The sequence below is a fragment of the Streptomyces sp. SID9727 genome (genome assembly GCF_010550605.1).
Lineage (GTDB): Bacteria > Actinomycetota > Actinomycetes > Streptomycetales > Streptomycetaceae > Streptomyces.
The window spans coordinates 1-8,226 of record NZ_JAAGNI010000482.1 but is presented as its reverse complement, the minus strand read 5'-3'; the positions used below and the strand labels follow the sequence as shown (position 1 = coordinate 8,226).

Sequence of the window (8,226 nt, the reverse complement as noted above, 5' to 3'; positions counted from 1 at the left end):
CGGCGGCCGGGGGGCGTGCGCGAGGGCGCGCGCCGCCTTGAGCGCGCCCCGTGCGCCGCGTGCGCCCGGTACGCGGGGGGTCTCGCCGGTCCGGTGGCGGCGGCCCTCGCTGTGCACGAGGACCCCGGGATCGAAGGCGCGCAGGACGAGGCCGTCGAGCCCCGGCGTGGTGCGGAGCTCCGGATACGCGGTGTTGAGCAGCGGGCCGACGCGGTCGAGGCGGAACCCGTCCACCTCGTCGGTGGCCATCCGGCCGCCGACGCCGGGGCCGGCCTCCAGGACGCTGACACTGACCCCGGCGCTGGTCAGTAGGTGGGCCGCCGACAGGCCGGCGATTCCGGCTCCGATGATGACGACGTCCGCGTGGTGTGCCGTGCTGAGCACGTACCCTCCCCGGTTCGACGCGAGTGGTGGGGGGCTCATGCCCTCAACCGCCCACCGGAATGCCTGAGTTCGTCAGGAGGCTAGGAGAGTGGCCCGATCGTGCGCAGTCGCGCGCGGACCGGTGCACCGATGCACGGGGTCGCACGCCCGTCCGAAAACCGGGCCGTCCGGACAGCCCGTCAGCGCAGGGCGGCGCGGATGGCGGCGTCGACGGAGGGGAAGGCGAACGAGAAGCCGGAGCCCAGCAGCCGCGTGGGCAGCACCCGCTGACTGCCCAGCACATCCCCGGCGAACTCGCCCAGTGCGAGCCGCAGGGCCGGCGCGGGCGCCGTGAAGAGGGTCGGGCGCCGCAGCACCCGGCCCATGGCGGCGGTCACCTCGGCGTTGGTGACGGGCGTCGGGGCGGTCAGGTTCACCGCGCCGGACAGCTCCGGGGTGTCCAGGACGTGCCGCAGCGCCGCGATGTGGTCGTGCAGCGCGATGAAGCTCCAGTACTGCCGCCCGTCGCCCATCCGGCCGCCCAGGCCCGCCCGGAACAGCGGGAAGAGCCGCCCCCAGGCGCCGCCCTCCCGGGCGACCACCAGGCCGGTGCGGGCGTGCACCGTGCGCACCCCCGCCTCCTCGGCCGCCGCCGTGGCCTCCTCCCACTCCACGCAGACCGAGGGCAGGAACCCGTCCCCGGGCGGCGCCTCCTCGTCGACCGGGCGGTCGCCGGTGTCGCCGTAGAAGCCGATCGCGGAGCCGGACAGCAGCACGGCGGGAGGGGTGTCGAGCGAGGCGACGGCGTCCGCGATCGCGGCGGTGCCCAGCACCCGGCTGTCCCGGATCTCCTTCTTGTACGCCTCGGTCCACCGGTGGTCGCCGACCCCCGCCCCGGCGAGGTGGACGACCGCGTCGCAGCCGACGAGCCCGGCCACGTCCACGTACCCCCGCTTCGGGTCCCACTCCACCTCGTCACCGTCCCGGGCCGGGTGGCGCACCAGGCGGACCACCTCGTGCCCGTCGGCCCGCAGCGAGCGCACCAGCGCCGCTCCGATGAGTCCGGTCGATCCGCTGACGGCGATACGGGAGTGCGGCATGGCGTCCATCCTGCCCCACCGGAGCCGCCGTACACGGCCGTGGCACAGTGGCGGCCATGACCGATTCCGCCGCATCCGCCGAACCTCTCGTCCGCCGCGCCGTTCTCACGGACGAGCCCGCGCTCGGCGCGCTGGACCGCGCCACCTGGTCGACGCTGCACGCGGTGCAGCCGCGCCCGCAGCCGCCGTACGCGCCGTTCTTCGACGAGCGGCACACGCCCCGGGACATCCTGGTGGCGGAGGCGGTCAACGAGGCGGGGGAGCGGGTGCCGGCCGGTTACATACGCGTCGTGTCGCCGAGCGCGCTCGCCTGCCACACGCACGTCCGGCAGATCCAGGGCCTCGCCGTGGCCCACTGGGCGCGCGGCCGGGGCGTCGGGCGCGCCCTGGTCCGCGCGGCCTGCGTGGCGGCACGCGGCGAGGGGGCGAACCGGATCACCCTGCGGGTCCTCGGCCACAACGCGCCCGCCCGCGCGCTGTACGAAGCGGAGGGTTTCGCCGTCGAGGGCGTGCTGCGGGGTGAGTTCTTCCTGGACGGGCGGTACGTGGACGACGTGATGATGGGCCGCCCGCTCGCCCCGTGAGGGGTGCGCTCAGGTGCCGAACGGCTCGCCCCGTGACGGGCGCGCTCAGCCGCCGAACCGCTCCCAGAGGGCGGGCAGCCGGGCCGCCAGGGCCGCGTCGTCGTCCGGGTCGAGCGGGGTGCCCTCCGGCTCGTCGGGCTGCGGCGGGAGGCCGAGGCCGGGCGCGACGACGCCGGTGAGCTGTTCGTACGCCTCGTCGGCCGCGTACCCCAGCTCCTCGCCGTCGCCGTCCAGCTCCTCGTCGAAGGAGTCGAGCAGCTCGGCCAGGGCGTCCGGGTCGTGCACGGCACCCTCGAAGACCTCCCGGCCCCGGCCGATCAGCCAGCAGCGGAAGGAGTCGAAGGCGTCGTCGTCCGCACCGCCGAGCAGGACGGCGGCGGCTCCCCACAGGTCCCAGCGGTAGGCGCGGTTGAAGCGGGCCTCGAAGTGCCGGGCGAAGTCCAGCACCGCTTCGGGGTCCAGCAGCACCAGCTTGTCGATCAGCAGGTCGGCGTGGTCCTCGGGGTCGCCGTCGGCGGCCTCGCGCGTGCTGTCGATCAGCTCCCAGAACTCGGTCTCGTCCATCACGGGTCCAGCATCTGCCCTCAGGGCGGCCGACGCACGCCCAGACGTCGATACGGAGCGGTCAGGGCGTGCCCCCGTAGAGCGCGTGCAGCCGGGCGGCTGCGGTCGCGAACCTCTCCCGCAGCCCGGCCGGGGCCAGGACCTCCAACTCCGGTCCGAGGCCCAGCAGCTGGCCGTAGGCGACGTCCAGGGACTCCACCGGCAGGGTGACCGTGACCCGGCCGTCGTCACCGGGCGGCCCGGCCGCCTCCAGCGCCTCCGTGGCGGCGGCCCGGTCCACGAGGTGCGGCAGCCGGTGCGCGGCCGTCTCCGAGAGCCGCAGCGTCACCTCCGTACGCAGCAGGGAGCGGGCGAACGCGGCGGACCGCTCTTCCCAGAAGCCGGGCAGGTCGAAACCCTCGTCCCGGACGAAAGGGGTGTCCGAAACGGTGGCGGCGGTGAACCGGTCGATGCGGTACACCCGCGTGTCGTCGCCCGCGCGGGCGCAGAGGTACCAGACGCCCGCCTTCAGGACGAGCCCGTACGGGGCGAGCTCCCGCTCGGCGTCGGTGTCCCGGCCGGCCCCCCGGTACCGGGCGAGGAGCAGCCGGTCGCGCCACACCGCCTCGGCCACGGCGGGCAGCAGCTCCGGCGTGGCCGGCTCCCGGTACCAGCCGGGCGCGTCCAGGTGGAAGCGCCGCCCCGCCCCCGCCGGGGCGTCCCGCAGCGCGGGCGTCAGGGCCGCCGACACCTTCAGCCGGGCGGCCGACGCGGCGTCCGCGAGCCCCATCTCGCGCAGCGCGGAGGGCAGCCCGGACAGGAACAGTGCCTCCGCCTCGTCGCGGGCGAGACCGGTCAGCCCGGTGCGGTACCCGCCGACGAGCCGGTAGCCGCCGGCCCGGCCGCGTTCCGCGTACACCGGGACACCGGCCTCGGAGAGGGCCTGCGCGTCCCGGGTCACGGTCCGCTCGGACACCTCCAGCTCCCGGGACAGCTCGGCGGCGGTCATGCCGGGGCGGGCCTGGAGGACCAGCACCATTCGGATCAGCCGGGCAGCACGCATGCGGCCATTGTGGCCGGAGAACAGGCCCGTCCGGCGCGTGAGGACAAGACCTCACGCGCCGGACGGGCCCCATGGGACGGTCAGAGACCGTACCGGTCCCGCGCCTCCTTGACGGCGGTCGCCGGCACCTCGCCGCGACGGGCCAGCTGGGCCAGCGTGGCGACCACGACGGACTGGGCGTCGACGCCGAAGTGGCGGCGGGCCGCGTCCCGCGTGTCGGAGAGGCCGAAGCCGTCCGTGCCGAGCGAGGTCCAGTCCTGCTCGACCCACTGGCTGATCTGGTCCGGGACCCCGCGCATCCAGTCGCTGACCGCGACGACCGGGCCCGGAGCGCCCTCCAGCACCTGCGTCACGTACGGCACCCGCTGCTCACCGCGGAGCAGGGCCTCGTCGCACTCCAGCGCCTCGCGGCGCAGCTCGCCCCAGGAGGTCGCGGACCAGACGTCGGCCGTGACCCCCCAGTCGGCGGCGAGCAGCTCCTGGGCCTCCAGGGCCCAGTGGATCGCCGTGCCGGAGGCCAGCAGCTGGGCGCGCGGCGCGTCCGCCGTGGCGGGCGTGCCCTCCTTGAAGCGGTACAGGCCCTTGACGATGCCCTCCTCGACGCCTTCCGGCATCGCGGGCTGCGGCTTCGGCTCGTTGTAGACCGTCAGGTAGTAGAAGACGTCCTCGGCGTCGGGGCCGTACATCCGCCGCAGGCCGTCCTTGACGATCACCGCGATCTCGTACGCGAACGCGGGGTCGTAGTTGAGCGACGCCGGGTTCGTGGCGGCGATCAGGTGCGAGTGGCCGTCTGCGTGCTGGAGGCCCTCGCCCGTCAGGGTCGTACGGCCGGCGGTGGCACCGACGATGAAGCCCTTGCCGAGCTGGTCGGCGAGCTGCCAGAACTGGTCGCCGGTCCGCTGCCAGCCGAACATCGAGTAGAAGATGTAGAACGGGATCATCGTCTCGCCGTGCGTCGCGTACGACGTGGAGGCGGCGATGAAGTCGGCCATGGCGCCGGCCTCGGTGATCCCCTCGTTGAGGATCTGGCCGTCCTTGGCCTCCTTGTAGTACATCAGCTGGTCGCGGTCGACCGGCTCGTACGTCTGGCCCAGCGGCGAGTAGATGCCGGCCGAGGGGAACAGCGACTCCATGCCGAAGGTGCGGGCCTCGTCCGGGACGATCGGCACCCAGCGCTTGCCGGTCTGCTTGTCCCGCATCAGGTCCTTGACCAGGCGGACGAAGGCCATGGTGGTGGCCATCTCCTGCTTGCCGGAGCCCTTCTTGAGCGCGGCGAACGCGCGCTCCTCGGGCTGCGGAAGCGCCACCGCGTGCACCCGGCGGGCCGGGGCGGGGCCGCCGAGGGCGGCGCGGCGCTCCTGGAGGTAGCGGACCTCGGGGGAGTCGGCGCCCGGGTGGCCGTAGGGCACCAGGCCGTCGGCGAAGGCGCTGTCCGGGATCGGGAGGCCGAGCAGCTCGCGCATGCCCTTGAACTCGTCGATCGACAGCTTCTTCATCTGGTGGTTGGCGTTCTTGGACTCGAAGCCCTTGCCGAGCGTGTAGCCCTTCACCGTCTGGGCGAGGATCACGGTCGGCGCGCCCTTGTGCTCGACGGCCGCGCGGTAGGCCGCGTACACCTTGCGGGCCTCGTGGCCGCCGCGCGAGGTGTAGAAGCACTCGGCGATCTTCGCGTCGGTGAGCAGTTTCGCCAGCTCGGCGAGTGCGGGCTCGGCGCCGAAGAAGTGCTCGCGGATGTACGCGACGTCGCGGGTGGCGTACGTCTGGAACTGCGCGTCCGGGACCTCGCGGAGGCGGCGGACCAGCGCGCCCGTGGTGTCGAGCTGGAACAGCTCGTCCCAGGCGTTGCCCCAGAGCGTCTTGACGACGTTCCAGCCGGCGCCCCGGAAGGCGCCCTCCAGCTCCTGTACGACGCGGAAGTTGGCGCGGACCGGACCGTCGAGGCGCTGCAGGTTGCAGTTGATGACGAAGGTCAGGTTGTCGAGCTTCTCGCGGGCCGCGAGGGCGAGGGCGGCGGTCGACTCGGGCTCGTCCATCTCGCCGTCGCCCAGGAAGGCCCAGACGTGCGAGTTCGACGTGTCCTTGATGTTGCGGTTGGCCAGGTAGCGGTTGAAGCGCGCCTGGTAGATCGCCGAGAGCGGGCCGAGGCCCATGGAGACCGTGGGGAACTCCCACAGCCAGGGCAGCCGCCGCGGGTGCGGGTAGGACGGCAGGCCGTTGCCCCCCGCCTCCTGGCGGAAGTTGTCGAGCTGCTGCTCGCTGAGCCGGCCGTCGAGGAAGGCGCGGGCGTAGATGCCGGGGGAGGCGTGGCCCTGCACGTACAGCTGGTCGCCGGAGCCGTCCCCCTCCTTGCCGCGGAAGAAGTGGTTGAAGCCGGTCTCGTACAGCCAGGCCGCCGAGGCGAAGGTGGCGATGTGGCCGCCGACGCCGAAGCGCGCGCCACGGGTGACCATCGCGGCCGCGTTCCAGCGGTTCCACGCGGTGATCTTCGACTCCATCTCCAGGTCACCGGCGAAGTCGGGCTCCGCGGCGGTCGGGATGGAGTTGACGTAGTCGGTCTCCAGCAGCTTGGGCAGCGCGAGACCGGCGCCCTCGGCGTGCTGGAGCGAGCGCCGCATCAGGTACGCGGCACGGTGCGGGCCCGCGGCCTTGGTGACGGCATCCAGGGAGGCCGCCCATTCAGCGGTCTCCTCCGGGTCGCGGTCCGGGAGCTGGTCGAGCTCGCTCGGAAGCTTTCCTACGGGGTCGGTCATGATCGCCGCCTTCCGGTGAGGAGGGGGGTGGAGAAGTCCCTGACTGGCAGGACAGGGCGATGGGGCCGGTGGGCCCGCGAGGTGAACTGTAGATCCCCGATCGATGATCGATCAAAGGATGAAAGGCAAAACTTCTCGATATGAAGAAAGTGGCATGCGGTGCCATGAAATGGGGCACCGAGTGACGGGATTTACCCGTCTAAAACGGGCGCTGACCTGCACAGAAGAGCGGGGGGTGCGTCACGTGCGCGGTGCCTCAGGCGCGCGGCGCGCACCCCAGGACGTGGGCCTTGACCAGCGTCCCGATGTCCGGGTCCTTGCGCAGGAACGCGTCGATGAGGGCCTCGTGCTCCTCGGCGTACGACTTCTGGACCGTCCCCAGCCAGCGGATCGACAGGGCCGTGAACACCTCGATGCCCAGCCCCTCCCAGGTGTGCAGCAGCACCGCGTTCCCCGCCGCCCGCACCATCGCGCGGTGGAAGCCGACCGTGTGCCGGACCTGGGCCTCGCCGTCCGCCAGCCGGTCCGCCTCGTACAGCGCCGTCACGTGCGGCGCGAGCAGCGAGCAGTCCTCGCCGAGCCCGGGGGCCGCCAGCTCGGCCGCGATCTGTTCCAGGCCCGCCCGCACGGGGTAGCTCTCCTCCAGGTCCGCGGCGGTGAGGTTGCGGACCCGGACGCCCTTGTTGGGCGCCGACTCGATCAGCCGCAGCGTCTCCAGCTCCCGCAGCGCCTCGCGCACGGGCGTCTGGCTGACCTCCAGCTCGGTGGCGATGCGCCGCTCCACGATCCGCTCGCCCGGCTTCCAGCGCCCGCTGACGATCCCCTCCACGATGTGCTCGCGGATCTGTTCGCGCAGCGAGTGGACGACGGGCGGGGTCATGACGGGCTCCTTCGGACAGACCGGTACGCCTGCACCGGGCACGGTGGCCGGGGCGACCGGTGGTGTCTAGACAATACGGCGGCGCCCCCGCCCGGAAGGGTTCCGGACGGGGGCGCCGATCGTGAGGCTGGTTACAGGCCGAGCTCGACCTCGAACTCGCCGGCCTCCAGGATCGCCTTGACCGCGGTCAGGTAGCGGGCGGCGTCCGCGCCGTCCACCAGACGGTGGTCGTAGGAGAGCGACAGGTACGTCATGTCGCGGACGCCGATCACGGTGCCCTCCTCGGTCTCGATGACCGCGGGACGCTTCACGGTGGCGCCGATGCCCAGGATGGCTGCCTGGTTCGGCGGCACGATGACGGTGTCGAACAGCGCGCCGCGCGAGCCGGTGTTGCTGATGGTGAAGGTGGCACCGGACATGTCGTCCGGGGTCAGGCCGCCACCGCGGGCCTTGCCGGCCAGCTCGGCCGTCTTCTTCGAGATGCCGGCGATGTTGAGGTCGCCCGCGCCCTTGATGACCGGGGTCATCAGGCCCTTCTCGGCGTCCACGGCGATGCCGATGTTCTCCGAGTCGAAGTACGTGATGGTGCCTTCGTCCTCGTTGATCCGGGCGTTGATGACCGGGTGGGCCTTCAGCGCCTGGGCGGCGGCCTTCACGTAGAACGGCATCGGGGAGAGCTTGACGCCCTCACGGGCCGCGAAGCCGTCCTTCGCCTTGGCGCGCAGCTTCATCAGCTTGGTGACGTCGACCTCGACGACCGAGGTCAGCTGGGCCTGCGAGTGCAGCGCCTTCATCATGTTGTCGCCGATGACCTTGCGCATGCGGGTCATCTTGACCGTCTGACCGCGCAGCGGGCTGGCCTCCAGCTTCGGCGCCTTGGCGGCGGCCGGAGCGGCGGCGGCGGGCGCCGGGGCAGCGGCGGCGGCCTTGGCGGCCTCCGCGG

At 72.9% G+C, this 8,226-nt stretch carries 8 protein-coding genes; 1 reads left to right on the top strand and 7 read right to left on the bottom strand.

The window, feature by feature from the left end:
- On the bottom strand, positions 1–384 hold a 384-nt coding region (locus G3I41_RS33580; protein WP_164404306.1), incomplete at its 3' end, for an FAD-dependent oxidoreductase.
- A gap of 179 nt (positions 385–563) precedes the next feature.
- Positions 564–1,463, bottom strand: a complete 900-nt coding sequence (locus G3I41_RS33575; protein WP_164404305.1) for a TIGR01777 family oxidoreductase — start codon at positions 1,461–1,463, stop codon at positions 564–566.
- A 56-nt stretch (positions 1,464–1,519) separates the two neighbouring features.
- Here G3I41_RS33575 and G3I41_RS33570 point away from each other — a divergent pair, with 56 nt between their 5' ends.
- On the top strand, positions 1,520–2,047 hold the full coding sequence (locus G3I41_RS33570) for a GNAT family N-acetyltransferase (RefSeq protein ID WP_164404304.1): 528 nt from the start codon (positions 1,520–1,522) through the stop codon (positions 2,045–2,047).
- 45 nt (positions 2,048–2,092) lie between these two features.
- Here the strand turns inward: G3I41_RS33570 and G3I41_RS33565 are convergent, their stop codons facing one another.
- The 5 genes from G3I41_RS33565 to G3I41_RS33545 form a co-directional block, all read right to left on the bottom strand.
- A complete protein-coding gene (locus G3I41_RS33565; RefSeq protein WP_164404308.1) occupies positions 2,093–2,611 on the bottom strand; it encodes a DUF4240 domain-containing protein in 519 nt (172 codons plus the stop codon).
- A 61-nt stretch (positions 2,612–2,672) separates the two neighbouring features.
- Positions 2,673–3,653 (bottom strand): YafY family protein, encoded by a 981-nt coding sequence (locus G3I41_RS33560; RefSeq protein ID WP_203602038.1) that lies wholly within the window; start codon positions 3,651–3,653, stop codon positions 2,673–2,675.
- A gap of 80 nt (positions 3,654–3,733) precedes the next feature.
- Complete coding sequence (gene aceE / locus G3I41_RS33555) at positions 3,734–6,403, bottom strand: pyruvate dehydrogenase (acetyl-transferring), homodimeric type (RefSeq protein ID WP_164404303.1); 2,670 nt, start codon at positions 6,401–6,403, stop codon at positions 3,734–3,736.
- A 256-nt stretch (positions 6,404–6,659) separates the two neighbouring features.
- A complete protein-coding gene (locus tag G3I41_RS33550; protein WP_164404302.1) occupies positions 6,660–7,283 on the bottom strand; it encodes a GntR family transcriptional regulator in 624 nt (207 codons plus the stop codon).
- A 131-nt stretch (positions 7,284–7,414) separates the two neighbouring features.
- Positions 7,415–8,226, bottom strand: an 812-nt coding sequence (locus G3I41_RS33545) for a 2-oxo acid dehydrogenase subunit E2 (RefSeq protein WP_203602037.1), incomplete at its 5' end; no start/stop codon positions are given.

What these genes read in the sequence shown, in the direction of transcription:
- G3I41_RS33575 (WP_164404305.1), bottom strand. Translation starts at nt 1,463, where the DNA reads ATGCCGCACTCCCGTATCGCCGTCAGCGGATCGACCGGACTCATCGGA.
- G3I41_RS33570 (WP_164404304.1), top strand. Translation starts at nt 1,520, where the DNA reads ATGACCGATTCCGCCGCATCCGCCGAACCTCTCGTCCGCCGCGCCGTT.
- G3I41_RS33565 (WP_164404308.1), bottom strand. Translation starts at nt 2,611, where the DNA reads ATGGACGAGACCGAGTTCTGGGAGCTGATCGACAGCACGCGCGAGGCC.
- G3I41_RS33560 (WP_203602038.1), bottom strand. Translation starts at nt 3,653, where the DNA reads ATGCGTGCTGCCCGGCTGATCCGAATGGTGCTGGTCCTCCAGGCCCGC.
- aceE (WP_164404303.1), bottom strand. Translation starts at nt 6,403, where the DNA reads ATGACCGACCCCGTAGGAAAGCTTCCGAGCGAGCTCGACCAGCTCCCG.
- G3I41_RS33550 (WP_164404302.1), bottom strand. Translation starts at nt 7,283, where the DNA reads ATGACCCCGCCCGTCGTCCACTCGCTGCGCGAACAGATCCGCGAGCAC.